The sequence below is a fragment of the Kosakonia sp. SOY2 genome, from assembly GCF_027109175.1.
Classification (GTDB): domain Bacteria; phylum Pseudomonadota; class Gammaproteobacteria; order Enterobacterales; family Enterobacteriaceae; genus Kosakonia.
Genome location: NZ_JAPVXH010000006.1, coordinates 17057 through 42092 on the forward strand (window position 1 = coordinate 17057; position 25036 = coordinate 42092).

A 25036-nucleotide genomic window follows, 5' to 3' on the forward strand; every position below is an offset into this window, starting at 1 on the left:
CTTATTGATTTAGCATTTGTGACTATCATCTAGGTTCAACATACACGTTTTGATGAGCGAGATTAAGTTACTGATAAAGTGGAAGCCATTCACTTCACATTTAGCATCCCCAAGTACTTACTTTTTCTATTCACGCAGTAAACACAGTGGTATTGTTTTTAGTCAATACAGATAATGTGATACGTATCGCCAAACGTTGGATGGTAGCTCGTTGCTTTCGTGAGTCATTTTGCCGTACAACTGAAGCGCAATCGACGCAGGGACTAAAACATGACCGGAGCAACTAGCGATCAATACGCTGCTGGTGAACAGGGCTTAGGGTATATCTATCAGCCTCGTTTTGCGCTACTTAAGCTTCTACAGTGGCCAGAAGATACATCTGTTTTGATCGAAAAAGATGATGACCTAGACTTCGTCAATTCTGATGGTGTCAAAACACTGGCATCGCTCAAACACAAGGGGGATGGGGATACTCTAACCGACCTGTCTACCGATTTCTGGAAGTCAGTCCGCATCTGGCTTGACCGCTATAATCGTGATGGTAAAACCGAAGCAAATCTTCGTTTCTTTCTGTTTACGACTGGAACTATCTCAAACGCCTCGTTCCTGCAACACTTCTTAGTCGAACCGCCAACAAAAGACGATAATTCAGTATCAATAACTCACCACGCCAACACTGCTCTGGCTAGAAGCAAGTCAAAACTGATCACGGCAATAGCCGATGAGTTCAATAAACTGACTGATGAGCAAAAAGATGACTTCTTATCACGGATAGTCATATTTGATGGCGGGCCTCGCATTGAAGACCTCCCAACAATCATTAAAAATCAGCACATGCGTATCATTAGACGCGATAACCGAGACGCTATTTTTGAACGACTTGAAGGGTGGTGGAATAACACCATAGTCGATCTGCTAACAGGGAAACGTAAAGAGGCGATTTTTGGTTATGAGATTTCCGACAAACTTGCAGCATTTTCTGAAGAGTACAAATCGGACAATCTGCCGATTACGTTTAGAGGAAAAATGCCCGTTGGAGAAATCGACGCGATGAATGATCCCAGGCTCTTTGTTGTGCAGCTCCGTGAAATAGGGGTTTCCTCTAATCGTATCCGAAACGCTATTCTCGACTACTACCGAGCATTTGAGCAGCGTTCTTCATGGGCTCGTGAAAACCTTTTGGTTACAGGAGAGATGGAAGATTATGAAGACCGCCTTGTTGATGAATGGAGTCGCTTTAAAGACGTCGTTTTTGAAGAATTAGATGAAAATTCAGCTGACGAAGTACTTATTACTGCAGGAAAAGCATTGTATCAATGGGCCGATCTTGAAAGTGGTAATATTCACTCATTGCGTATCCGAGAACGAGTGACTGAGCCTTATGTAGTTAGAGGAGGATTTCACATCCTTGCGAACAGTAGACCACTACCCAAAATTTTCTGGCATCCCCACTTCCTAAATAGAGTTGGTCAATTGTTAGGAGCCCAAGCATGAAGCAATGGGATCAGCGTCCATTCGAGATAAGGAATCTTTTCAATCCTGCTTTTTGTGGTGTTGTACTATTCAGAGCAATGCAGAGCTACGAAGAGGAAAACTCACAGGGCATGCCATTTTCTCTGGCTCTTCTAGTTTTACCATTATGTCTGCAAAAAGATTCTCGCCAAGTGTTTGCTGAAAATCCTCGCCGCTATCTTTTGAAAACTATAGAAAACAACCCCAAATTACTCGTTAATTTTGCTAACCGCGTCAATAATATGCTTCCATTTACGCTTGAAGCTTTTGGAGTGCTCATGGAACGAGGATGTTTTGTTGTAACGCAAGACGGCCGATTGAAAACAGTACCTAATAAAGTTCGCAAATCGGTCACAGGGACTGAAGAATCTATCTCATGCCAGCGTGTCGCGCGCTATATGGGAAAAGAATTTGCCCGTATTGCAGATCGCGTTACGGTGTACACGACTTTTGGAATACGCCCATGAAAATTAAGTCGATTCATGTCTACAGCCATGATGGCCAACGTCGGGACCTGCAATTTAAGGTTAATGGTTTAAATGTCATTACTGGCCGTTCTTCAACCGGTAAATCAGCTCTTTCTGAGATCATTGAATACTGCATGGGTCGCTCTACCTTTAACGTACCAGAAGGTATTATTCGCGATAAAGTGTCATGGTTCGCAGTCATTTATCAATTTTCACAGGAACAGGTACTGATCGCGAAACCAACACCAAATGCAGGAGCCACAAGCTGTGGCACCGTTATGCTGCGACGAGGAAATGAACTGACCGCACCGAATTTCAAAGACCTCTCGGTTAACACCGATGATGATTCGGTAGTCGCATTGTTATCACGATTACTTGGCATCCGCGAGAACCGTACAGATGTGGCAATTGGGCACAGCAGAGAAAGCTTTGATGCAAACATCAAGCATACTTTTTATTACCTTTTCCAAAAGCAGGGCCTTGTAGCAAATAAAGATCAACTTTTTTATCGACAAAATGAGGCATTTCAGCCACAAACTATTCGCGACACATTACCGATTATTCTAGGCATTTCATCAAATGATCGCTATGAACTTGAAACCAAACTTCGTACAGCACAGCGAGATCTGAAAATCAATGCCAAACGTCTTGAACAAGCTCGAGATACAATCGATACATCACTGCTAAAAGGTTCTGGACTTTTATCTGAAGCCAGAGCCGTAGGTATTATCACACAAGACAAAGACCGAACCGGAGCTGACGAAGTAATTAATGTTTTGCGTTCTGCAATGCAATGGATTCCGTCATCCATACCTGAAGACGATGGACATAGAATATCCATTCTTGAAAATGAAATTGCGGGTTTACGACAAGACAGACGTCAGATCCAGTCCAGAATTGATTCTGCTCGGTTATATGCGAAGCAATCAGGTAATTTTGAAAACGAAGTTTTAGAACAGCAAGACCGATTATCTTCTATCAAGGCACTACCGAAAAATCCGGAAACCGGCGAATGGCAATGGCCATTCTGTGAAGCAAATTTAGCACTGGAATCTCCAATTGCAAAAGCACTCCTGAGCGAACTAACAACTCTCGACGCTGAAATGAGCATTGTGGTTGGCCAACGCCCTAAAATGGATGCTTATCTTACTGAACTAGAAGATGAGGTTCAGACCATTGTAAGTACGATAAGAGCCAAAGAAGTGGAGCTTGCTGCGGCAATCGCGGCAAACGAAGTTATTGAGCAATTAGGCTCACGCAATAATGCTGCGGCAAGAGTAATCGGTCGCATTAGTTTGTTTCTGGAAGACCTTGTACCTAACTCAGAGCTGGCAACATATGAAGCAGAAAATCGTCGTCTACAGCTCAAAGTCGAAGAACTACAACGGAAAATTGGAGCTGATAGCAGCCATGAAAGACTCATATCTATTCTGAATAACATTTCGTCACAGATTACACGCTACATCCTGGCTTTCGATGCAGAATTTCAGGGGCTCCCTGCACGGTTTGATCTAAGCCAAATGACTATTATCTTTGATCGTACAGATCGTCCAGTACCTATGAGTCGAACTGGCGGTGGCGAAAATCATCTCGCTTATCATCTGTCTGCATTGTTAGCCCTTCACCTCTTTGCCTCAAAGAACAATTGCCCCATCCCTCAGTTTCTTTTAATTGATCAGCCTACCCAAGTTTATTTCCCTTCTGAAAAAATTTACCAGGAAGCTGATGGTACTGTTCAGAAAACGGAAGCAGATGCTGACTTATCAGCAGTACGTAGGCTGTTTGCGTTACTGCTGAAGTTTACACAAGAAGAAGTCCCAGGCTTCCAGCTTATCGTGACAGAGCACGCAAATCTTCGCGACCCGTGGTTCCAAGATGCTTTAACCGAGCTTCCCTGGACCAAGCCCCCTGCCTTGGTACCAGAAGACTGGCCTTTACCGTCAGAATTACCAAATTAATAAAAAGTCGTTTTGAAAGACAAATAAGAACAGAGACCGCTAGAGCAATCAGGAAAACACCAGCCGATCAATATTTGAGCTATAGCGGCATAAACCATCGCCAGGTGGGTGATTCAGGAGGGGGCTATGAACCCGTTGCGATTCACATCTTGCGTCAGGTATAGAAGGTAGCGTCTGAAATAGCGTGCTTGCGGCAGTGTTCCCGGGTCGAAACATCGGCTTCAGCCCCACGGAGAATACTGATGATCTGTTCGGCGGGAAATCGTTCCTTCAATGGGATGTCCTCATGTGACTTATGAAGACATTACTAACATCGTGGTGTATTAATCAATGGTGAGCAGGTCACACAGGCCCGCTTTAGCGGGCTTGTGACCTTAATCTTGAAGTTCAGAATTGGTTGCTCGATTAACGAGCATCAATTGAGACACAACAGGCTGTACTCAACTAAATAGTAATCAGCTCAGAAATTTTTGTTGCCACAACTGCCAGTGTATCTTCTCCCGTGTCCAGACCGGTTCGGGAGGCAAGTAAAGGGCTAACGTTACGGAGCGCCTCATAGGTTGTATTGTGCACGATAGGAATAAGCTGATTGCGTGCTAATAGAGCTGAAAGCTCTTTATCAGCAACACCTTCCTTAGGGAGGCGATTCAAAAATGCGGGGGTTACCAGTACCAATCCAACCCGAGAATTCGCTAATCCTTTATCGATGGCACGCATCATAGGAACTCCGAGCGAAAGATCCTTTTCACTAAACCATACTTTTACACCTGCCGCTTCAAGTAAATCGTGTAATTCTTTGGCTACGCCCTGACGGTCATCCCAGGCGTGGCAAAGAAAGACGTCACGAAGATCTGGTTGCTCTGCTGCTCGTTTCTCGACCGTTTCTCTAATTGGTGTGAGTGATTGTACTTGGGTGGTCGTATAGGAAACGGATGAACCGGATTTCGACCAACGTGGTTTTGTGCTGCTACTGACGCCACCTCCATTTCCACCGCTACCTCCACTTGATGAGGAATAAGACGGAGTGTAGTTGTCATAGCGATAGCTACTGCGATAACCACTGCGATTGCGGCAGGCAGGGCAAGCTGCTGCTGCAGCTGCTGAACTATGTCCCCGAATGGGGGCGGTGCATCTGGCCATATTGCGGATTCCCCTTATTATTCTCAAAAGTTCATGCTGTTGTAGTGGTACATGAGAAGTAATGAGGGCTCCTAATTATAAACCCAACGGGTGCGCGATCAGAATTTTGCACTTCATCACGTTGCGGATTAAAAATTTCTCAGCATGTTTGCTCCAACCTTCTAAGGTAACTCTTGGCTCTTACATATGAGCATTAAAACGTGCTGCTTAGTTTAATCTGGAATGTCTGCTCATCGCTCATAGCGGACCTTGCCACGACTGTATGTCCGCTTAGTGCCAGTAGCAGACGTTTCAAAATCTGTATTAACTAATTTGTGGAGAGCAAATCTAAGTGCATAGCTGTTCAAGCGTGCCAGAATCACTAGGCGCAAATTTCACAGGATCATGATCGAAGAAAGCGTGCCCTCTCCATCGTAAGGTGCATCGATGTTGTTGCTTTTGGCTGCTCTCCGCATGATGAGGACTCGTACTACCTGTTCCTGGCATTCGGCGACATAGACCAGATGAAGGCATCGCAGGATGCATTCTACGGAAACGAGAGATGGCTGAAGGAGCCCCGGACGGATTAAAACCAGCGTGAGGTCAGTCATAACCCTGCCCGAGACGGTGATTGAAGGCATGAGGTGGAGTAAAGTTTACTTCACCGCCGGGATGCAATTGAAAGTTTATTCAGCGCCCCGTCGGCTTGATAATAAATGAATGGAAGAACTACTCTTCCGAAATAAAACCACTCATCCCATATTTATATTGTTCGTCTTTCTCTCTTGAAAGGAATGAATTGAAGTTTGATTCTTTTTTATTATAAACTTTTATATTTATATTATCTTCGTTAATTAGGTGCAAATGATTTGCATGATTCTTTGCTCTAGGGAAAACACGCCAAGAGGCGAAGTCATTTGATATCATTTCCAAATCATTCCCTGAGATAGAAAACAAGAGGCCTTCATTAGATTCAATCATTGTACCGCAACCTGATGTTCTAATTTTTTCTGGCTCTGAAAAATCATCAGGAATAGCGAATCTCTCAACGGCTCCTGACATTTTGTTTTGTACAATAATTTCATTGTTTTTATTGAGAACAAAATTACAATCACCGCTAGACCACCCATACCTGTAATTATCATTCAACCTTAATGTTTTTGGCGGATAACTCAATGCAATATCCAGATATTTTCTATATGAGCTATTTAAAATTTTAACACTATCAACTATAGCGCCATCATATTCTTTTTCGATCTCACGCTTTATCTTCACAAATAAATCATTAGACTCTGCATCTTTCTTTTGTGTTATTTTATGAAATTTTTCAACAACGAGATTATCTGAGTTAACAAAGAGACTTTCATCTAGCCAATCTATATCGATGGAACTATTATCTGAAACCTTAACTTCAGATGGGGTTTTTAATCCATACTTTAATGTTGATGTAAAAACCCCCTCCCTACCAACAGCCAAAGCAATTCTATTGTTAGTATTAGGAGATATGGAAAATCCTTTCATACCAAAAACTTTCTGTATATGTCCTTTGTCAAACTCAGCAGTTAAGTGATTAGTGTTTATAAAGAAGACACCATCATCTCCTGAAAAATATAACTTATTTGAAAATATATTTATATCGGACGGCCACGTTTTAATTTCCACCACATCTTTTCTAAGCGAAAAAAGCTCCCCTTCACTAATTGATGTATCTATTTTATTTGTAGATGCATTAATTAATCTGTTATCTTTTGAATAAGCCAATATTAATCTAGCGTCATCAAACTTAAAGCCATTTCTTTCTAAAAGAAAATTACAGAGCGAGTTCCAAGAATAGGATGTAAATTTAAAATCAGAATCAAGAAGATATAAAACACCGGAATAGATAAAAGAATCTATGTAATCGCCTTCAATGTTGAGATCAAGTGCAAGATTTGGCATAGCCCCTCCCTTTCTTTATATCTGTTGCTTCTTTTTTTGAAAAGAAATTAAGTTTCCTCCACGCATCTAAAATATCAGAGTGAGGTACGTCGTGAGGGGCTCTTTCGGCAGTGACAGGATAGCCATGCCACTCGTTGTTGTGGTTTGATGTGAATTTAGCAATATATGCGTAGTTTATATCGGTTCTGCCCATTATATTCTTTTCGTTGGTGTCAGGGGTTACATCAACCCACCAATAACAATTCTTGTTACATAGGTAAGATTTATCTACTGCACTCCAAAAAAAGGACTCTTCTTTTTCTTCAGCAACTAACCAGATAGTTCTATCAGGCTTCGGTTTTCTATTTCGATGCTTTCCGTCATTAGAATCATACTTCATCTCGTTAAGGCTCCCATCCTGTTCAGCACCGTTATGGTTCATTCTTCCACCATAAAATAAATCCATCTAGTAACATTAGTCATATAAAACATATGCAATTAAAGCCAGTTATGACCATTTTGTCTATTTTATAATATAAAATCTATCACTATTTTCATCAGTGTACTCCTCACTGATAACCTGCGCACATGTTTTACCTTCACAGCTACTAATTATAGTGAGAGGAACGTTCCGCGCCGATTCAGTCTTTTTCGCCTGTATGAGAGCAATCTCCCTATACCGTCACTCAGAAACTACGTCAGGGCAGCCATACATGGCGCCATAATAAACCATATCCTCAAAGCAATCATCATGGAAGGCCATCATTGATGGGTAAAAAGGGTAGCCCTGCTGATGTTGTTGCCCTACTGGGTGCGTTACACAGACTGAACGCAATGCGTTCTGCCCGCAAAGCATAAACCGTTTCATCCGGGCTGGAATCGCCCGGAATTTACCCGTCCAATGAACAGGGCTGGGAAAAGCAGTTTGAGGAGCTTCGCGCTGCCAATGTTGAAAGTGCGCTCGTCAGGCTGGCGGACATGCGGAAAGAGGAAGTCACGACGGAGCACACTTTCGTAATGGGGTCCGTACTCAGCAGTCTCCTCATAGCCATTCTCAAGTAACAGCCAGATGTGGCGTTATATTCCCCTGCCAGCTACTAGCTTAACTTAGAAGTGCGTGTGGAACTTCAATTCCTCGCTCATAGTAGACATAAGAACCCTCGTGTCCTATGGCGCTTCGGCATCGGCACATGGATGACACTTTATACTCATCAGCAAGAAACATAAGAATCCAGAGCATGCAACTGGCTCTTATTTAGACGTTTACCTGAAAACATCCTTGATAAAGCCATTGGTTTAAATTCGTTGAGGAAAGATTTGTAAGCGATATTCAACCCAGTAGTGAAAGAGTGCATAACCACTGCCAGGATCATTTCGAAAGGATATTTACTTTTTTAACATGGGGCTCTCCAGTAAGAGAGTCCAACTAAATGGGTGCAGTGCATAATGAAAAATGACCTTCGGGGTATTCTTCTTTCTGCCTCACAACAAGGCGACAAATCACCTGAACATCATGAGGCAAAACGCCTCAAGCGCCACCGCCATTAAACCTAATGCAAGTTAGTCACAGGCAATATCTTATTAGGGATTAACCCCCATCGAAAACACCAGGAGCGCGTTTCTGACGTGTCCCGGTGAAACAACTTTGACAAACCACGCGAAAATGCCCGCCAGAAACGCGCATAAGAATCTACGCTATGACCGGGTATGCATTCAACCAAATACAGTCAGGTTCCAATCCGTTTGACCCATATCGGCTCTGTTTCGATAAGCTTCCGCAGGGTGATTTCTGATAAAGAAAACCACTGCTTAATTAAAAGCACCTTTAAAAGCACTTTTAAGTGATCTATAATAGATACTCCGAACAGGAGGATATATTATGGCATTTCAGATCTTAACCACCACTGCTGCCAGCATTACAGAGCTTAAACGTGATCCTATGGGTACGTTCAATGCAGGAGACGGTGCCCCGGTAGCCATCCTGAATCGCAACGAACCCGCTTTTTACTGTGTACCACCAGCCCTGTATGCACAACTGATGGAAATTCTGGAAGATCAGGAGCTGGGTCGTATTGCTGACGAGCGAATCGGTGAGTCAGTAATCGAGGTCAATATTGATGACCTATAAGCTGGCCTTTAATGAATCAGCGTTGAAAGAATGGAAAAAATTGGGCCATACCATTCGGGAACAATTCAAAAAGAAGCTTACTGAGCGCCTCCAGAACCCACGGGTGCCCGCATCACAACTTCATGGACGGAAAGATCAGTACAAAATAAAGCTCCGTGGCGCGGGTTACCGACTGGTTTACAGCGTCAACGATGAAATGGTGACGGTCATCGTAATTGGAGTGGGTAAACGAGAAAATGATGATATCTACAATGCAACCCAACACAGAAATTAATCGCCCCGGGTATCCGATAAGGGCAGTATGACAGCTATCCATTCGCCTTATCCGTTGTCCCTTTTTCTCTGAGGAGTTTTTGGGGCTTTACCTGCTTGACCCTCTTAATTACCAGCATTCCCCAGCACCACAATTTGTGACGGGTCACCATTTTTATAGCGGATTGTTACTCGCTGCCCGGGTTTAAACTCATCGGCATCGAATATTTTGACCACCACATCTTTCCTGGTCACAACCTTTTCCGTTCCGGCGGTGAACTCGACTGTAAGATTCAGGGATAGCCGGCCTTCGGCGTTCTGATTTTGGTGCTGAGCCGCGTCAACGATCAGTGCGGAGGCTTCAGTTCCCTCCTTCTTTATCGCCTCATTGATGCGCGCTGAGACGATAGAATTGCGAATACCGATAATGACCACCACCGTAATAACAGCGATGGCAACAATCAGGCCCCACATCGCGATATTTGCCATTTTCATCTTCTTAAATAAATGTGGTTAACGTGCCAAAAAAAGTCCGGAGCCCGGATAAAGTTGTCTCCGCCCCGCTTACAAACTGAATTTTATTGTCGTGACGTTTAAGCTCGAATGGTTTGTTTTTGATCGAAAACGCCCCTGCTGAGATACTCATCACTGAGGTGCTTATGGCTGTTGTTGTAAAGCCAAAAGAAGCACCGGTGAAACTTTCTGACAGACCAGTCATGCTGAAAGAGTTGCCGGTAAAGCTTTCATTATGTGCCTTTGCCTTACTTTTAATGTTGGGCGCGTCGAGGTTGATTTTCGAGGTGCTGCGCAGAGTAATATCCTGCGGACTGAATATCGTAATCGTGCCGTCCTTGACATTATGCGTCCAGTTGCCGCTGTTAACGTTAATCACCACCCCGTCGTGTATCGTTTCGGTTCGGCCACCAGCACCGATGGTTGTTTCCTGCCCCTGATCATAGGTTTCCGTCAGTTTCCCCGTTACGTGATGGGACTCTCTGCCATTGATCGTTGTATCGCGATAACTGGTCACCTCAACCGAATCCCCGCCATCCAGGATCTTTAACATTCGCCCATTCTGTATGGTGGTGTGCTCGCCATTATCAACGTTTGTTGTTCGTTTCTGATGGTAATGGAAGCTCGCATCACCGGTTACGTCATCAGTCTGTTCTTTTTTAATGGTAGTTATGCGACTGCCATCAATACTGACGCTCTGATCGTTTTCAACGGATACAGCCATATCTTTTTCTGAGTGCAGATCGATAAGCTCACGTCCGGGACTGTCCTCAAAAAAAAGGTAGCTGGCATTATCCTTGTGACCGTCTTTACTCCGGGTCATAAAGCCCATCACCGTGGCGGCGGCAGGCAGCTCCCACGGTGGCATACTCGCTTCATTGTAGACACGGCCAGTAATAATTGGTCGGTCAGGATCCCCGTTGATAAAATCGATAACCACTTCATCACCCACTCGGGGGATCTGCATGCCGCCAAAACCCTGGCCAGCCCATGCGCTTGAAACCCTCACCCAGCATGAACTGGTGTCATCACCTTTAGCCTGTCGGTCCCAGTGGAATTTTACTTTTACCCTGCCATATCGATCAGTCCATATAGATTCGCCCTGTGGACCGACTACACGCGCTGTTTGCGGCCCGTGCGTACGTGGCCATTCTGTCCGTTGTGCGGAGCGAAAGGTGGTCTTTGCTGGAATGACCACACAATTAATTTGATGAACACTGTCGGTCATGCTGCCACTGGCGTAACTGTTCTCTTCAAGGGTGTAGCCTGCACTGACGACAAGATACTCACCGCTATTGTCTGTATCTGACGGGTTATCAAGAGTAAATGTATACCCCGGTGTTATCCCCAGCGCAGTGCCGGATGCATCGATGCGTTGCTGCTCGGCCTGCCACTCTTCCTGCCGGATACGGGCATAAAATTCACCGTGCTGGTGATCAACAAAGCGGCCCGGCCATTCGTAATAATCGATCTGTCCCGGTAATGGGGACGAGGGGTTCTGACGGGCCTGGAACATCCAGGCATTGGGCTTACGGAAATCGTAGTCATCAATGCTGTAGAGACCCGGGGTTACCCGCTCACTGATAGCCCACTGACCTATACCTTCTTCGCTGGTTGTTCCTCCCGAAAGGCTGGAGTGATATGGGATGACCTCATAGCCACTTACCGGATGATGATTCTCGGCCGCATCCATCAGCACAAGCGTATGAGAGTCCGCCTCATGCCGGAAAAAGAAATATATCCCTTCCAGCTCCATCAGGCGGGAAATAAAGTTGTAGCTGCTTTCCTGATACTGAACACAGTATTCCCAGATACGGTATTCACCGGTAAGTTTATCTTCCGTTCTGACGCCATATTCAGCCAGAATGGTCTTGATAATATCGGGTACACGCTGGCTCTGAAAAATTCGCTGATTCCGGTCGCGCAGCAGTGGCCATAAGTCGGATTCAATTTTGAGAAGATAGACTGCGTAACGAACGCCGTTCAGCTCAGTATTCTGAAGGTTTACTTCTGTTATTTTGCCGTTGAAATAACGCGGTTGCATACTTTGTGTCGGTACAGTGACAGTCAGGGGTTTTCCCAGTAATGCTTTGCGATCAATACGGTCATCCAGGCTCAGCATGGTCACATTCAGTGTAAATGAACGGGACATCACTTCCGTACCATTCAGTTTCCAGAACAATAGCGATTCAGCGCCAGCGGGAGGGGTTACCGTAATGCGGTTAAACATTTATCTTCTCCGTGGAACGATTTACCGTCTGCCATATGGCTGAACTGTCCATCGTCAGAGTGAGTGTCAATATGCCGAACCAGACACCGCCGTGGTATTCGCGTTCTGGCTAATATTGTGAAACGCAAAAGCAAGATGGCTATCTTACAATTGTGAATTGACTGGAAAACAGCTTTCTGCGTTTTCCTGAACCGTCACAGCTTATTTACAGACAATTCCTAATCCCGCACGGGAATTAACACATCAGGGTTTAAAGAAACGCGACCAGTGAGCAGACAGCGATTGGGTCAGCTCCCACCAGATGTCAATAAATGAAAAGCGCGATGTTTTTGAGCCAGAAAACCTGATCGCTGTCGGTAAAAAAATTCAGAGCCTGACACCCAAAGAAATCAAAAAGATCATCAAAGAAGTGTGTGATACCGTTTCCCGATGGGAGCAATATGCAACAAACGTTGAGGTAGATGAAAGCGAAATAGAAACAATTAAAAGCACACACAGATTGTATTTTGGAAAGGGGTTTATAAAGAAAATAACTTCAACACCATGATCCGGAATACGCTCTGCGGCAATGCACAGTCGCTGATATGTTCATTATTCACCTTCAGCAGCTAGCCCGTGTGGTAGATCGTATGGCTGAAAAGCTAAAAACAGGCAGGGTTTCCCCTGCCTTGTTGTTAATGCCTGAACACGTAGCCCTCAAGGAACACAAAGTCATTCATGAACATATCGCGGGCAAACGCCTCGAAATCAAAGTAACCCCGTAATGATTCAGGCACATCCTGAAGCAGACCGCACTCCTCTGCCAGCTCGCGAGCGTAATCCTCTTCACTCCCGGCCTCACCACACCAGGCGTCCTGAAAGAGGTCATAATCGCAGTCGTCAAAATAATCTGACCAGACAGTAAATGCCTGCTCCATCCCGTCAGCAAGGGCGCGTTTATACGCATCGATAAAATCCCAGTCGATATAACTTTCACCGGCGTAAGCCGATGGAATACCCTCCCAGTCCTGAAACATAAACTCCGGATCGGCTTCATCCGCGTGCAGCGCATGACACGCTGCATAAAAAGCATCTTTGCTATCGAAATCGGTCAGATCAAACCATTTTCCGAAAATACTGCCGCAGTTGTACTTATGGTAAGTGCCAACATATACAGCAGGTGTGGTTGTCGTGCCCATCATAGATCCTCCATGGTCAATGTCATCTGTGTTCCGGCTTACGCCGTGCCGACACGACAGCCCGACGAAAAGCGGAGAATGCAACGGGCGACACCGGAGGCCGCAGCGCAGGAAAAAGTGAAGCCGGTCTGGACGGTTTTCGAGCGAAAATTGAGCGAGAGAACGACGGGAAGAACGGCGACCAGCATCATAAAAGAGACTGCGACCGGGCGAGGATGGCGGCGAAGCGCACCCTTGCATTCGAAGCGGTCGGGCTAGAGTTGAGGCACGGCGTTAGCCGCAGGCCGCACGGTACCGGTTTTATGCCCTTTCCGCTTCAGGTAGCGAGAATCGGTGGAACGCTTTCTCGTGGACAGAAACAACGGATCTTGCCAGCACGAGCATTGTTCAAAAAGCCGGGGGTTTTCCGGCCTAATACGGCGAGCAACCATCCGGATAAAGAAAGCAAAGTTTCGATGTTATTTAATGGGTTCGGGCGAAAGGTGGTATGAAAATAAATAAACCAACGGGCGCTGTTCCGTTCGTTATTCCTGCAATTCAAGCGTATGTCATTAAAATAAATTGAGTTTCACAGACGTTGAATTAATCAGGAGATGAATCAAAGGACAGCATATTGCTTGTAATCCCCTTCAGGCAAAGTCTGTTGTTATTCCAGTCTATAAATCTGATTGTAGAAAAAGAGGCTATCTTTTCCACATTCTTACTGCACAGTACAGACCTAAACCTGTGGATAAACCCCGGCCAGCCCCGGGGGCATTGGGCAAAACGCACATGCTTAAAAAACAACCTCACTCACCTTCGCTATACACTCCTAAGGCTGGATCATACTCCGGGTCAAAGTCACAAACAGAAATTACTAGCTGACAGTTGTGTTTAATACTGAAGGCAGGCCACGCCGTTTGATGTTCTTCTGCATCCCAGAGGCCACGGCGTTTAGCTTGATCAGACAAGAAGTGACTGCTCCCACCGGCCTACCATTCATAACAATATGCTTTGAAAAAAAGTAATTAACGAGTATTTTTTACTTACACGATAATGAATATCTTTCATAAGCCAGTTAATAAAACATGGAGTAGGCAGTGGAAAAAGATACCATCTTCAACCAAACGTTTGGTTTAGGAAATGCTCATTTTGACTGGCTCAACGCTTGCGTCGGCACAAACGGTTTTCCTGATTCGCTAACTTATGCTGAAGGCTATTTAAGAACGCCTGAAATTCTCACAAACTATATAATTAATAATAATAAAAGAGGTGAAGTTGATTTTCTTGTATACCCAATTGTTTATTCGGCCAGACACGGCATTGAGCTTTCGCTGAAGACGATATTGATAGATATGTCTAAACTTCGAAATATAGACATATCTCTATTCGATGTAACTAAAATCCATAGTATCAAAAAACTATGGGAAACCACCAATGAAATAGCTCAAAAAACAGACATTCGTTTGCATTATATCACATCCCAAATAACCCCTTACATACTTGATTTTATTGCAATAGATGATACTGCTCAGACTTTTAGATATCCTGAATCAAATGTTGGGACTACTCATTTAGAACAGACGCCTATAATTAATCTCGTTCGCTTTATTTATTTTTTTAAAAAATTAAAAAAAGGCCTACAAGAAATTATTAACATTACATTAGAACTGAAAAATGAGTATAAAACTGGTACATTTACAGATAAGCTATCTCGTCGAGATTTAATAAAGTTAGCTAAATGCCTAGGGAAAAGAGAGGACTGGGCATCAACGCTTACATCTGATAAGAAGAAAATCCTTAAGTTGAAATTTAACCTCGGCAGTAATAAGCAACTTAGCAAAGCTATTGAAAAAATCCAGAATAACCGGTATCTTTCATCACTTATTGGGATTGAGATTCCACTTAAATTTCTTGACAGGAACACCTTAATTCTATTCAAGAGAGTTTGGTATAAGTTATATTTTAGATATTCCCTGCAGCATAATAATGTTTTTAGCGATCCATTATCTGATTTAGGCACGAGTCTATCAGAAGTTAATGTTGAAGAGATGGTAGCCTATCTTGAGTTTAAGAAAAAATTAACAACCACTTATTTACCTCTTTTTTCGGAAGAACATTTAGCAGACTTAACAACATTAATCATAATGGGCCGACAAAGCGATCAATATTATGCTGAAGATTATCAAAAAGAGCTTGAAACGCATCTAAGAGATGCGCGCATGAATAAAAGCGAAGCATTTAGATATATTTTCGATAATGCAGCGGCTTTGATTTATGTCCGAAGAGCTTTACTATTGCTTGGCTGCAAAACTCTATCTACTGAGAGCCATTTCGGCTATTGACTTGCATAAATCAATGAGGAACAGCTACTACGACAGCAATGGGATAATAAAAAAGAATCGAAATTTTTAGTAAAATAAGTTTAGGCAGACCGCATAGAGTCGCTCTGCCTTAGAAGTTAATACGTTATGTATTATCTTTTATTGTCTTGCTGCTACCATTGCTTTTTACTGAAGCAATACCTGTCTCACGGGATTGTGAAGTGGCATACATCTGACTTGTACCAATCACCTGATGGTTAGCGGCTTTGAGGTTGAAATAGTATTTCCCATTCGACGCTGTTTTCTTTTCATAACGATCATCCAGAGGACTGTTGATCTGAACGGAAGTTATGCCGTTTTCTGCGGAAGTTTTCGTCCTGTAAAGTTCGCTTGTCAAAATGATCTCACCATTGCCTGCCTTAAGAACAAACCGGTATTGATTATCACTGCTCCTGCTTAACTCAAACCAACCACTCATGTTAACTCCTTGATATAATATCGATAACGCAAACAGTTTGATTAAATTTAGGCATAAAAAATATGCATAAAAATAGTGATAAATAAAATCCTCATATCCTGTTTATTGAGGAGTAATCAGCAGGGTTGTATTCGGATGATTTTTCTTATAACGATGGTACTGCAAGATTAATGTGGCGAGATCATCATCCAGAGCATAGAAATAGGCCTCCGGCACATCCAGCACAACCGCAAATCGGCAGACGAGGCCAAAATCTGGCGCACTGACTTCTCTTTCGTACTGGCTTACCCTTGAACTTGCCGTCTCTTCATCAAGCCCTGCCAGGCACCCGAGCTCTGCCTGTTTTAATCCCGCGTTCACTCTGGCTAACCTTAGTCGTTTACCAATCATTACATGACCTTCATCCCTGATGAGCATCGGTCAATTATCACTTTCCGATCCCCCTGAATCATGAAGCATTACTTTGATTAATAAATAAATAATTTAATTTAATTTTCGATACTATGGCAGAAGAGTAATTCATCAAATGAATTAATCGTTTGATCGGCAGAAGAAACACGAATGCCTGAACATCAGGTACGCCACAGTTGGGCGTTATTGAGGAGTAATTATCAACGTGGAGTTAGGGTTGTTTTTTTTGAAGCGATGGTATTGCAGAATCAATGTTGCGAGGTCTTCATCCACAGCGTAGAAATAGGCCTCCGGCACGTCCAGTACTTCAGCAAATCGGCATACCAGAGCAAAATCAGGGGAACTGACTTCCCTCTCATACTGGCTGACGCGGGAGCTTGCCGTTTCCTCATCCAGACCCGCAAGACAGCCGAGCTCAATCTGTTTTAACCCCTTATTCACTCGGGCTAGTCTTAATCGCTTACCAATCATAGTGTTACCCACGCCTGTGATCACATACAGCGATTATCCCTGTTCGCACCAAAACTGACTTGAATTATTTCTTTATCTAATAAATTTTAAATTTATTTGTGATTGCATTTTGTACAAAAATGAAGATAAACTTCATTAAAAGAAGGATGTTTGAATTTTTACAAAGGAGGTTGTATGAATACCGACCAGGAAAGAATGGGTTGGCACCCTGCTGATATCATTGCCGCGCTGCATAAACGCAACACCTCGCTGGCCGCCGTATCACGCGCCGCAGGCCTAAGTTCTTCAACCCTCGCTAACGCACTGACCCGACCATGGCTCAAAGGAGAACAGCTCATTGCTGAAGCGATTGGCGTCGCGGCCAGTGAGATTTGGCCTGGCCGCTATTTCGATTCTGAAGGGCAGTCAATCCCGCGCAAACAACGGCGCAAAAAACTGCAATCTGAGCAGACTCACCGCTGAATTTATCCCGATCACAAAAGGCAGCAATAACAGAACTATTCATTCCGCTGCGCCGGTTAACTTTTTCACTATGACGGGTGAGAAACTAGCTTGCGCAGCGTGTTAATGCTTAGCGTTACAACGCATAGAGAGACACATATCTCCTTGAACAGAAAATTAAATTTTAATAATTTTCAACAAGGTAGCCCGGCAATTTATTAGCTCACTACCTTCTCACGCCGCCCACCAGCACGAAAATATCATGTCATCAAATCAATCCATTAATCGGATTAAGCCTGCTGAACTACAATAAGTCCGTCAGTAGGCAACTAATCTCACTTACTAATCTCACTCACTCTTCATCGGCATGAAGCATTTTTATCTCTTCAGTATGCCGCTTAGGTACGTTCGGTTTTTTGCTGCTGTTTTTTTTCATAAACAGGAAGACACTCAATCATAACGACATTGCTCAATGATTAGCCGATACGCCACCTATGCTCACGGTGTTTAATCAACCCAGAGCAGATCAAAGGTCGCCTGTTTGCGGCTCTTTTCGCCAGCTTTGTAAAAATGTATCGCACTGGGTTTCAGATTTGCCAGGAAAGCATGACTGGATTTATCCTCCACGCCATGTGTCCCTGCTGTAAAGCACAACGTGGCCTTTTCGAAGCCAAACCCGTTCTGATTTGAGGATCCCGCTATGACCCCCTTTCATCAACTTACAGCCACCAGTCTTGCCGGTAAGCCTATCTCCATGGCTGACTATAGGGGAAAGGTGATCCTGGTCGTTAATACAGCCAGCCATTGTGGTTTTACGCCACAATACGGCGGCCTTGAATCGCTCTACAAGAAATACGCGACCAGGGGCTTAGTGGTGCTTGGTTTCCCCTGCAACCAGTTCGGTAACCAGGAACCCGGCGACGCCGACGAAATAGCGCAGACATGTCACATTAACTACGGTGTGAGCTTCCCGATGTTCGAAAAAGTCGATGTCAACGGAACCGCAGCCCACCCGGTGTTTCGCTATCTGAAAAAAGAATTGCCAGGTGTGCTGGGTGGGCGAATAAAATGGAACTTCACTAAGTTCCTGATCGGACGCGACGGTAAACCTCTCAAGCGTTTTGCACCGTTCACCCCCCCGGAGAGAATGGAAGCCGCAATCCTTGCCGCGCTTGAAATTTAAATGTTTCGGCAATACGGACCATGCACTTTTAGAGCGCTTACGAAAATTCATTATCCGTGGGTGGATAATTGCGACTGTTCGCTCGTAGTAGCCCTCACGGCTCTTCAGTTGATCCGCTACGTGCCAGGCCAGAAGCGGACGTTGATAACATTGAGATATGTTAGCTTATGGGGAGCAGGTCACTCGGAATCGTTCTAAAGGCACTAGTATTTTAAATACTCTAGTCAAATTAGTATTTAATATAGCTGCTATTATTTTCCATCTCAGCACTTTGTTTTTGGTCAGAGCAAATCATTCCGTATATTCATTTTCTAGTCTTGTGCATTTACCTTTCTCAAAATAACCCCACCAGTCCAATTTCTGACCAATAATGACTACTATAGATGGTCTGTAATGGGGCAGGCCTTTTCTCCAACTTGAATGATCAATGCCAGAAGGAGTTGGGTTGGGTTCAGGATGAGTGTGCCATTCTCCTATATAGGTAAGAAATCCGCCAGACGTTAACCAGTGTTCATCGACTTGCTGCTGATGGTGCTGTTTTTTACGAGTAAAGCCAAAGCGAGTTGCAACATCAGCAGGGCCTGGTTCTGTGATTTGAGTTACGATTATATGAGGTGGGCGAACTTCTCCGATTAGAACCCCACCTTGTTCGCACTGATTCTTATGCAACTGGCGATATTTATTTAAAGCTCTCAGAGCAGCGGTTTCAACAATAACCAATCCTCCGCTCTGATTTCTTAGAACCAGCTCGGAATTGAGATCAGGAGCAAACACTACAACCTCCATATTTGGCTAGCTTTCGTCGTTTATGATGTACAACTTTACCTGTTGAATGCTGAGCGTAGGTCCATGGTAGTTTTTCATTGAGAGTATTCAAAACAGCTTCCTGAATCAGTGCTGCTGTGATTGTACTCACATTTGCGTCATAAGGCGTAAAAACGCTGCCACAAGAGTTACGATAGGGTGAGGGGGGCTTGTTGGATTCGCTGAGAACCGTAAGCTGTTGAGTACAACCGTAACAGGCCTTCCCATCATCGATCATCACAACAGATGCCATACCATAGGCGTCGTTATACCCGTGAATGAGAAAGGGTGGACGTCGAGGTGAGCTGCGCATTAAGTGGCTAAGCATTTTACCTGTAGGAGCATGACCTGTAGCATCAATTATAATATCGTAGCCACGAATCTTTTCTTCTTTCATTTCCATACGATATGGCAGTGCATGGATATTCAGACGACCTAAGGCGTCTCGTTTAAGAAATTCACTCAAAGCTTCAGATTTATTCCAGCCTATATAAGTTGCTGGCAGAGCATGCCTGCTAAGATTACCTGGCGATAAGAAATCTCCATCGCAGAGGGTTAGTTTGCCTGTGCTTCCTCGTCCGGCACCAACTTTAGCCAGTAGTTGGGCAGCAAAGCCCCCGATTGTTCCACAGCCGATTATTAGGATTTTCTTATTCTCAAGATCTAGAGGGGCAACGCGGTTTCTTTGTTGTATTTCTTGTCTACTTATTGAACGAACACTCAGGCGCAATATTGCACTTGTTGCGTGTTTTGCTCTTAGCATCGGGAGGACTGAACGTAGCTTTTGCCCATTCTTTTTTCCACCATGCTTGGTTTTTCTTTGGGTGTGGTGCTGCAAGACAGTACGTGCACTAGACTGGAAGTTGATCTCAAAACCAATTATTCCCTCATTAGCGATATCTAGTAAAGCGATCTGCCTGTCTTTACTTAAATTTTTGAGTATTCCTCTCGCGAGGGAATCATGGGCAGCAAGGTCAGCAGACTTTAGCCAATCAAAAACTTCGCTAAGCGACTTAGGAGGCCATCTTACAGAGGCTAAATTGTTGTGAGCAACTCTGACAACTGTCACATTGCTGTCTTTTTCCTGAGTTATTTCTTGATCTCGTAACCTGTACCAATCGTCCCTTTGTTGGGGGTCAGTGAAGATAATTATTTCTTTGCTAGCTTCTCCTCCACTTGAGATTACAGCTTTCAGTGATCTGTAAGAGAAATCCTCTTCTGAAAGTTCTCCTGCATTACCATAGATATAGGCATCGGTCAGTCCATCCCAGTAATTTACAAATTCCCCCTGAAATTCAATCTGTCGCAGTTCTCCATCCGAGACAGCATTATTTAGCGCTTGCTGGATAAGATCATCTAACATCTCAATGACTGCTGGTGGGTACTGTGGATTCCAGTCTGCGTTGTCTTGGTTTACAAGACATAATCGCTGAAAGCTACTTATATGCGGCAGAGTTGTACCAATGAATTTATCTGGTCGACTGATAATATAAACTTCCGGCAGGCGACTAAAATCTTCGTCTGGATCTATGACTGCAACAGTAAAGTTACCCTCCTTGGTCTGGTAGATTTTGGTGTAAACATCCCACTCCCTGTGCAAGGCAACTGGCAGATCGGTAATATAGCGGCTTTCAAAATAATGAAAGCCGCTTTGCAGAAAAAGATTATGGATAGTCACTATTAACCGCTCGTCATAGAATCTTTCATTTGGTTTTGCGGCTGAGGTTGTCGCGGTTGTTGGTAGGCTGGCATTGAAGCCCAAGGCTTGATTATCTCCTCATTCAAGACCCCATCCCCGAACAGTTCATTTAAAAGTTGCAGTGTCTGTTTTTTTGTCGGTGAGTCTTTAAGTGCTGTATTAAGTGTTGAATGCAGCTCTTCGGCCTTGGAAATAATCTTATTGATAGCAGCTTTGTCCATATTTTCTTTAGGAAATAATAATCTTCCATCATCAGACGTGTCTGGGCTTTTAACGCCTTCTATTAACTGTGCTGACAACCTTTCCGTTACCACTAGCAAAAGCTCACTATGATCCAGTGAGTTTGGCATTTCGATGTTATTAAAAGTATCAACAACACACTTCATCAGCGTGATAGAGGATAAATCTGGATGTTCCCATTGTACATCTCGCCAGGCTTTCAGATAACGGCAGATTTGCCGCATTGGTTCTTTGTGACGAACAACAGCTCTCCTGAACCAGCTGGCAACAGTTTCTGGGTCTGATTTTATCCATTTATCATTTCCTCTGACGGCTAGGTAAACGCAGTCTTCTTCAAGTCGTACTTTTGCTGACTTCGATAGATAACTTTCATTTGCCGTTATGGAGTCCATCGAATCCATGGTCATTCTTGTTGCCGCAACTTCTCGGGCCACAAATTGTTCTTTGGGAATTGCATACATTGGGACGTCTACATGCACATCTTTTTCTTTAACAGTTATTCGTCCGCAATTAGGTAATTTGGATGCTACCCAGCCGACATTTTCTTTGGCTAACGATGCTAAGGAGGCATCGACCAGCAGCAGCAGTAGGCGGTGTCCCACCAATGGTTGTTCTTTGAACATTTCCATTGGCATGTATGTACCATCATCGATGTCCATCTGCTGTGGCGGTAGGTGGTATGGTTTATTTAGCGTTTTATAATTATAACTTCCTTGAACCCAAAATCTGGGTTCTGTGCTTAAGAATGCTTCACGAGCATCATCACTCATATTAAAAAGAAGTTTTGCGACCTGTTGAATATCTTCGTGGTCAAGGTAGCGCAAAAAGGTATTCCGAATCGCATTTTCCACAAAAAGCATATTAATTGAGTTATTAGGCGTTTTGATCAGCATTTTGATGACATCTTTTGCTTCTTCGAAAACGTCTTTTGTGCGAGCTCTTATGGTCGTTTTAAGTTTTTCTAGGAAAGTAACATCCTCTCTGGTTGGTTCCAGCCTTTTCATAAGGCCGTCATTGGGACTGCTTAAATATAAATGTGCTGACCACTTCATTCTGATTTTTCCTTACGATCAAGTGGATGGATGAAAGCTGGAGCCTCCATGCTAAAGAATGTCTTAATTAGGGTATCGTCGCCGGTTGCCGTTGTTGCGACTGATTTCCCCCAAGCTACAAGAGCTTTTAATGATTCTTTGCTCGCATTATCCAGTGAAATGAGCTGCGCCTGCTGATCAGGTACTGTTTCATCAAGTGAAAAATATCGCTGGGGGGCTCCTTCATGATTGAGTGTTTTGTTTGCCATGAAGCCATGCATTTTCTGAGAGGAAGACATGACAGTTTCTATGAGTGCTTTGCCTCCGCCCCATAGTCCAACGTAACCTGGTGAGAATTTAGTGATATTGTTGGGATTGATACAGAAATCATTCGACAGGGTACCGACGTTAAGAATTTTGATATCTTCCGGTGTCAAGCCCAAAAACTCTTGATTGTCAAGGTAGTTGAGTGCTTCGTGGTAAGCGACAAAGGAAGGGTTGTTTGCCAATAACCCTCCATCAGCAAAATAGGCGCTCTGGTTTTCAATATAATGAGGCAGGAAATAAGTAGGTGCAGCAGATGTAGCCATTGCAACATCTATTAGATTAAATTGGTCATCCCTTGTGAATCGAGAATTATGGCAGGTTTTGATGTATAAAGGACGACCTGTACTAAGGTTGATCGTAGGGATAAGTAGGCGTCGTTTCAGCATTCTGACCGTTTTGCTATCTCCTATAATCCCCGTTACTTCTTTTTTGAGATGAGCAGCATTGTAAAGAGGGCACCATAAGCGTTTAACAAACTGATGGATACCTCGTAGCCAGCTGGGAATCCAACTATAGCGAGGGAAGATTGCTGGGGCGGCAGTGTGAAATTTAATCTGCAAATCTCTGGCTTTCTGCCCGTCAGCTAAAGCAATTGCAATGATCCCACCAATAGAGGCACCTGTGATCAGGTCAAAGTAGCTTCCTATGGCCAGATCAGGGTTGTTGGTACGCTCAGCAATAACTCTTTCAAGTTCAGCGAGAATAGTTATCGAGAATAAACCACGAACACCGCCTCCATTCAGGGACAGTATTTTGAATTGTTTTTGCGAGTCGCCCATGGAACCTCCATAGTTTTAACATGTATCATATGGGGTAATCTGAGCAACATTCAAGTTAATATGGATATAGGCTCCTAGTAAAGAACCCTCACCCGCTGGTTGGCGATTAGTCAATACGTGTCAGCTCATAATGACCTATTGTTTTACGGCTTGTGAAGTAGTTCCCATTTAGCACTTGTTTACCATTAAGGTTTAGCTTGAGAATAGCTGTGCCTTTGTAAGGATCTTGTGCACCAAAACCTTTTTTATGCTTGGGAGTTGTTAAAAAAACGTAGTATAGTGCTGGTCTCCCCGTTTCGGTATCCTTTTTAGGCTTAGCCACCAGCGTTTGAGAATCGGAGTCGTCAGCATCAACATCCATTCCAATTCTAAGAAAATTCTGCCTTATCGTTGCGTGAGCGCGAGAGATGCCTTTTTTATCTTGCCATTCCCAATGAATAACCATATCCCAAGTTCCATTCAAATCAGGGAAGAATAGGTCATTTAGCTTAGGGAATAATTTCCATAGTTTTCGCCAGCCAAAGAAAAAAATTGATATCAAAATAGTATTCAGAAGGAACGAACCTCCAGATGCCACTGATAGGGCTGTCGCGAAAGTTGTATTTTCATCATATATGGCCCATAAAATCAGGCAGCAGAAAGCAGCATAGATGACGGCGATTGTTGAGATTATTTTCCCTATCGGGAGAAGGTTTATCATTGCAACTCCTCATAATAAACTTCCTTACCATCCTTAAATATAGAAAGACGATCTCCTTCGCTTACAATTCCTGTAAATTTAATTTCATCAATGCAAGAACCATATAGCGCGGCAACGAAACGACCACCAACAATTCTTGATCTATCAAAACTTATGTTATCTATGATTTGAGGTGAGAAATATTGGGCGGTATAAATAACAGCTCCTGTCTCATCTAATATATGAAAGCCATCGTGATATTCACTATTTTTGTTGGAAATTCTTGTTAATAACTCCAATGTGGAATCATTCTTTATGGGATTTGTATTACGAAGGCTCGTTATAGGAATACTATCAGGATTATTACATATAATAATCCCGACCCCAGAAAAATCACTACGATTGGAATTTTTCCAAATACCATATAGTAATTTATATAAACTCTCTTTTGTCATTGCTCATTTCATTCTTTTTTAACAGCTAACTGCCTAAAGTTACACGATTGTATGAGTAAAAACATTATCCAATATTTTTCTAAATAATGGAAGATTTGATAAGCAATGCCTAAGATTCTTAGCAACAAAGGTATAGGGTTTGATGTCATGCATCAGGACAAGATGCAGTTTTAGCTAACGACAACAAAGGAAAATGCACGATGTTCGCTCATATGGGACAACCATAATCACATCTCCTAACCCAATGGAGATTGAACATTAAAATTTCACCCTGGAACAAAAGCAGCATTATTGGCCAAAATCGGCTTCTTCAGATCTCTCATATCTGGGGAATTCTTATCCGTCCTGAGCTGGAATGAAAAATCCGCGATTTGGCTCTGTTTAACATGGCTCTGGACAGTAAACTTCCGGGCTGTAGGGGCACACTGAATTTTGCCACCTGAATAGAAGTGATATGCTCA

The 25036-nt window shown here is 43.5% G+C and carries 24 protein-coding genes and 2 pseudogenes; 10 read left to right on the forward strand and 16 right to left on the reverse strand.

Translation table 11 applies throughout. The features are described 5' to 3' along the window. Positions 1-270 precede the first annotated feature (270 nt). From O3S68_RS21665 to O3S68_RS21675, 3 genes are read left to right on the forward strand one after another with little or no spacing between them, the layout of a single operon-like run. Positions 271-1494, forward strand: coding sequence for an ABC-three component system protein (locus tag O3S68_RS21665; protein ID WP_269232459.1), 1224 nt, complete (start codon positions 271-273; stop codon positions 1492-1494). Beyond that, complete coding sequence (locus O3S68_RS21670) at positions 1491-1979, forward strand: three component ABC system middle component (protein WP_269232460.1); 489 nt, start codon at positions 1491-1493, stop codon at positions 1977-1979. Before O3S68_RS21665 ends, O3S68_RS21670 begins: the two co-directional genes overlap by 4 nt. Then, positions 1976-3937: a DUF3732 domain-containing protein gene (locus O3S68_RS21675; RefSeq protein WP_269232461.1), complete on the forward strand. Its 1962-nt coding sequence runs from the start codon at positions 1976-1978 to the stop codon at positions 3935-3937. Before O3S68_RS21670 ends, O3S68_RS21675 begins: the two co-directional genes overlap by 4 nt. A gap of 157 nt (positions 3938-4094) precedes the next feature. On the opposite strand, the pseudogene O3S68_RS21680 reads toward O3S68_RS21675, so the two are convergent. From O3S68_RS21680 to O3S68_RS21695, 4 genes and pseudogenes are all read right to left on the reverse strand, one after another. Further along, positions 4095-4211, reverse strand: a pseudogene (locus O3S68_RS21680) (transposase); the annotation flags it as partial. Between the two features lie 170 nt (positions 4212-4381). Beyond that, complete coding sequence (locus tag O3S68_RS21685; protein WP_269232462.1) at positions 4382-5077, reverse strand: toll/interleukin-1 receptor domain-containing protein; 696 nt, start codon at positions 5075-5077, stop codon at positions 4382-4384. Between the two features lie 708 nt (positions 5078-5785). Beyond that, positions 5786-6994: a hypothetical protein gene (locus tag O3S68_RS21690; protein WP_269232463.1), complete on the reverse strand. Its 1209-nt coding sequence runs from the start codon at positions 6992-6994 to the stop codon at positions 5786-5788. Next, entirely contained in the window at positions 6975-7439 is a 465-nt protein-coding gene (locus tag O3S68_RS21695) for a hypothetical protein (RefSeq protein WP_182260415.1), read from the reverse strand. Before O3S68_RS21695 ends, O3S68_RS21690 begins: the two co-directional genes overlap by 20 nt. A gap of 1413 nt (positions 7440-8852) precedes the next feature. Between O3S68_RS21695 and O3S68_RS21700 the strand changes: the two genes are divergently transcribed. Together O3S68_RS21700 and O3S68_RS21705 are read left to right on the forward strand one after the other, a co-directional pair. Continuing rightward, entirely contained in the window at positions 8853-9101 is a 249-nt protein-coding gene (locus O3S68_RS21700) for a type II toxin-antitoxin system Phd/YefM family antitoxin (RefSeq protein ID WP_249882884.1), read from the forward strand. Further along, on the forward strand, positions 9091-9375 hold the full coding sequence (locus tag O3S68_RS21705) for a type II toxin-antitoxin system RelE family toxin (protein ID WP_269232464.1): 285 nt from the start codon (positions 9091-9093) through the stop codon (positions 9373-9375). The genes O3S68_RS21700 and O3S68_RS21705 overlap by 11 nt, the downstream gene beginning before the upstream one ends. Before the next feature lie 104 nt (positions 9376-9479). Here O3S68_RS21705 and O3S68_RS21710 read toward each other — a convergent pair whose 3' ends face one another. Next, complete coding sequence (locus tag O3S68_RS21710) at positions 9480-9842, reverse strand: DUF3592 domain-containing protein (RefSeq protein WP_269232465.1); 363 nt, start codon at positions 9840-9842, stop codon at positions 9480-9482. Between the two features lie 10 nt (positions 9843-9852). Next, entirely contained in the window at positions 9853-12096 is a 2244-nt protein-coding gene (locus O3S68_RS21715) for a type VI secretion system Vgr family protein (RefSeq protein WP_269232466.1), read from the reverse strand. Positions 12097-12397: 301 nt separating this feature from the next. Here O3S68_RS21715 and O3S68_RS21720 point away from each other — a divergent pair, with 301 nt between their 5' ends. After that, complete coding sequence (locus O3S68_RS21720; RefSeq protein WP_269232467.1) at positions 12398-12643, forward strand: hypothetical protein; 246 nt, start codon at positions 12398-12400, stop codon at positions 12641-12643. 127 nt (positions 12644-12770) lie between these two features. On the opposite strand, the gene O3S68_RS21725 is transcribed toward O3S68_RS21720, so the two are convergent. Next, the gene (locus tag O3S68_RS21725) at positions 12771-13277 is read right to left on the reverse strand and encodes an antirestriction protein ArdA (RefSeq protein ID WP_269232468.1); all 507 of its coding nucleotides are present in this window, start codon (positions 13275-13277) and stop codon (positions 12771-12773) included. A gap of 1076 nt (positions 13278-14353) precedes the next feature. Between O3S68_RS21725 and O3S68_RS21730 the strand changes: the two genes are divergently transcribed. Then, entirely contained in the window at positions 14354-15598 is a 1245-nt protein-coding gene (locus O3S68_RS21730; protein WP_269232469.1) for a hypothetical protein, read from the forward strand. Positions 15599-15722: 124 nt separating this feature from the next. On the opposite strand, the gene O3S68_RS21735 is transcribed toward O3S68_RS21730, so the two are convergent. From O3S68_RS21735 to O3S68_RS21745, 3 genes are all read right to left on the reverse strand, one after another. Further along, a complete protein-coding gene (locus O3S68_RS21735; protein WP_269232470.1) occupies positions 15723-16055 on the reverse strand; it encodes a YegP family protein in 333 nt (110 codons plus the stop codon). 102 nt (positions 16056-16157) lie between these two features. Further along, positions 16158-16445 carry a helix-turn-helix domain-containing protein gene (locus O3S68_RS21740; RefSeq protein WP_269232471.1) on the reverse strand — a complete coding sequence of 96 codons (288 nt, stop codon included), beginning with the start codon at positions 16443-16445 and terminating at the stop codon, positions 16158-16160. 204 nt (positions 16446-16649) lie between these two features. Next, positions 16650-16937 (reverse strand): helix-turn-helix domain-containing protein, encoded by a 288-nt coding sequence (locus O3S68_RS21745; RefSeq protein ID WP_269232472.1) that lies wholly within the window; start codon positions 16935-16937, stop codon positions 16650-16652. Between the two features lie 174 nt (positions 16938-17111). Between O3S68_RS21745 and O3S68_RS21750 the strand changes: the two genes are divergently transcribed. Together O3S68_RS21750 and O3S68_RS21755 are read left to right on the forward strand one after the other, a co-directional pair. Beyond that, positions 17112-17399, forward strand: coding sequence for a helix-turn-helix domain-containing protein (locus tag O3S68_RS21750; protein ID WP_269232473.1), 288 nt, complete (start codon positions 17112-17114; stop codon positions 17397-17399). A 679-nt stretch (positions 17400-18078) separates the two neighbouring features. Further along, positions 18079-18561: a glutathione peroxidase gene (locus tag O3S68_RS21755; protein ID WP_269232474.1), complete on the forward strand. Its 483-nt coding sequence runs from the start codon at positions 18079-18081 to the stop codon at positions 18559-18561. Positions 18562-18852: 291 nt separating this feature from the next. Here the strand turns inward: O3S68_RS21755 and O3S68_RS21760 are convergent, their stop codons facing one another. The 6 genes from O3S68_RS21760 to O3S68_RS21785 form a co-directional block, all read right to left on the reverse strand. Then, positions 18853-19335 (reverse strand): Mov34/MPN/PAD-1 family protein, encoded by a 483-nt coding sequence (locus tag O3S68_RS21760; RefSeq protein WP_269232475.1) that lies wholly within the window; start codon positions 19333-19335, stop codon positions 18853-18855. After that, complete coding sequence (locus O3S68_RS21765) at positions 19322-21127, reverse strand: ThiF family adenylyltransferase (RefSeq protein WP_269232476.1); 1806 nt, start codon at positions 21125-21127, stop codon at positions 19322-19324. The genes O3S68_RS21760 and O3S68_RS21765 overlap by 14 nt, the downstream gene beginning before the upstream one ends. Continuing rightward, positions 21046-22356, reverse strand: a complete 1311-nt coding sequence (locus O3S68_RS21770; RefSeq protein ID WP_269232477.1) for a CBASS cGAMP synthase — start codon at positions 22354-22356, stop codon at positions 21046-21048. Before O3S68_RS21770 ends, O3S68_RS21765 begins: the two co-directional genes overlap by 82 nt. Further along, a complete protein-coding gene (locus tag O3S68_RS21775; RefSeq protein ID WP_269232478.1) occupies positions 22353-23441 on the reverse strand; it encodes a CBASS cGAMP-activated phospholipase in 1089 nt (362 codons plus the stop codon). Before O3S68_RS21775 ends, O3S68_RS21770 begins: the two co-directional genes overlap by 4 nt. Before the next feature lie 106 nt (positions 23442-23547). Continuing rightward, on the reverse strand, positions 23548-24141 hold the full coding sequence (locus O3S68_RS21780; RefSeq protein WP_269232479.1) for a hypothetical protein: 594 nt from the start codon (positions 24139-24141) through the stop codon (positions 23548-23550). Then, positions 24138-24575, reverse strand: coding sequence for a diadenylate cyclase (locus tag O3S68_RS21785; protein ID WP_269232480.1), 438 nt, complete (start codon positions 24573-24575; stop codon positions 24138-24140). The genes O3S68_RS21780 and O3S68_RS21785 overlap by 4 nt, the downstream gene beginning before the upstream one ends. Before the next feature lie 257 nt (positions 24576-24832). Between O3S68_RS21785 and O3S68_RS21790 the strand changes: the two are divergent. After that, positions 24833-24931: pseudogene (locus O3S68_RS21790) on the forward strand (integrase); the annotation flags it as partial. Positions 24932-25036 lie beyond the last annotated feature (105 nt).